This is a genomic window from Streptomyces sp. JJ36, assembly GCF_021696945.1.
In the GTDB taxonomy this organism is placed as follows: Bacteria; Actinomycetota; Actinomycetes; order Streptomycetales; family Streptomycetaceae; genus Streptomyces.
Genome location: NZ_JACYHE010000163.1, coordinates 1 through 1,490, shown reverse-complemented (window position 1 = coordinate 1,490; position 1,490 = coordinate 1). Strand labels below are relative to the sequence as shown.

General features: G+C 68.3%; 1 protein-coding gene. It reads right to left on the bottom strand.

All coding sequences use genetic code 11. The features are described from left to right. Nucleotides 1-10: 10 nt before the first annotated feature. A partial coding sequence (locus tag HOY81_RS26990; RefSeq protein WP_237323335.1) for an acyl-CoA carboxylase subunit beta occupies nt 11-1,490 on the bottom strand: 1,480 nt, incomplete at its 5' end.

The following is a 1,490-nucleotide window of genomic DNA, read 5'->3' as shown; positions in this document are numbered from 1 at the left end:
CCGGTGGGGGTTACTGGGGTGGGTTGCCGTGTTTGCGGGCGGGCAGGTCGGCGTGTTTGGTCCGCAGCATCGCGAGGGTGTCGATCAGGGTGCCCCGTGTTTCGGCCGGGTCGATCACGTCGTGGATCAGGCCCCGCTCGGCCGCGTAGTAGGGGTGCATCAGCTCGGCCTTGTACTCCTTGACCATCCGCGCCCGCATCGCCTCCGGATCGTCCGCGGCGGCGATCTGCCGCCGGAAGATGACGTTCGCCGCGCCCTCGGCCCCCATCACCGCGATCTCGTTCGTCGGCCACGCATACGCCACATCCGCCCCGATGGACTGCGAGTCCATCACGATGTACGCACCCCCGTACGCCTTGCGCACCACCACCGACACCCGCGGCACCGTCGCGTTGCAGTAGGCGTACAGCAGCTTCGCGCCGTGCCGGATGATCCCCCCGTGCTCCTGGTCCACCCCCGGCAGGAAGCCGGGCACGTCCAGCAACGTCACCAGGGGGATGTTGAACGCATCGCACATCTGCACGAACCGCGCCGCCTTCTCCGACGCCTCGATGTCCAACACCCCGGCCAGATGCTGCGGCTGGTTGGCGATCAGACCCACCACATGCCCGTCCATCCGCGCCAGCACCGTGAGGATGTTCCCCGCCCAGCGCTCATGGACCTCCAGCAACTCCCCGTCATCGACCAGCGTCTCGATCACGGTCCGCATGTCATACGGCCGGTTCCCGTCCGCGGGCACCACATCCACCAGCTCCGGCGCCACCCGGCCGGCCGGATCCGTGCACTCCACGACCGGCGGGTTCTCCCGGTTGTTCGCAGGCAGCAGCGACAGCAGGTACCGCACCTCCGCCAGACACGTCTCCTCGTCGTCATAGGCGAAGTGCGCCACCCCCGAGGTCGCGGCGTGCACATCCGCACCCCCCAGACCGTTCTGCGAGACCTGCGCCCCCGTCACCGCCTCCACCACATCCGGACCCGTGATGAACATCTGCGAGGTATCGCGCACCATGAACACGAAATCCGTCAGCGCCGGCGAATAGGCCGCACCCCCCGCACACGGACCCAGCATCACACTGATCTGCGGGATCACCCCCGACGCGCGGGTGTTGCGCTGGAAGATCCCCCCATAGCCGGCCAGCGCCGCCACACCCTCCTGGATCCGCGCCCCCGCACCGTCGTTCAGCGACACCAGCGGACACCCCGCCGCGATCGCCATATCCATGATCTTGTGGATCTTCGCCGCATGCGCCTCCCCCAGCGCCCCACCGAAGATCCGGAAATCATGCGCGTACACGAATACCCGGCGACCCTCCACCAGACCCCACCCGGTGATCACCCCATCGGTGTACGGACGCCGCTCCTCCAGCCCGAACCCCGACGCCCGATGCCGCCGAAGCCCCTCCACCTCCCGGAACGACCCCTCATCCAGCAACAACTCGATCCGCTCACGCGCCGTCAACTTCCCCTTCGCATGCTGCGCCCCCGTCGCC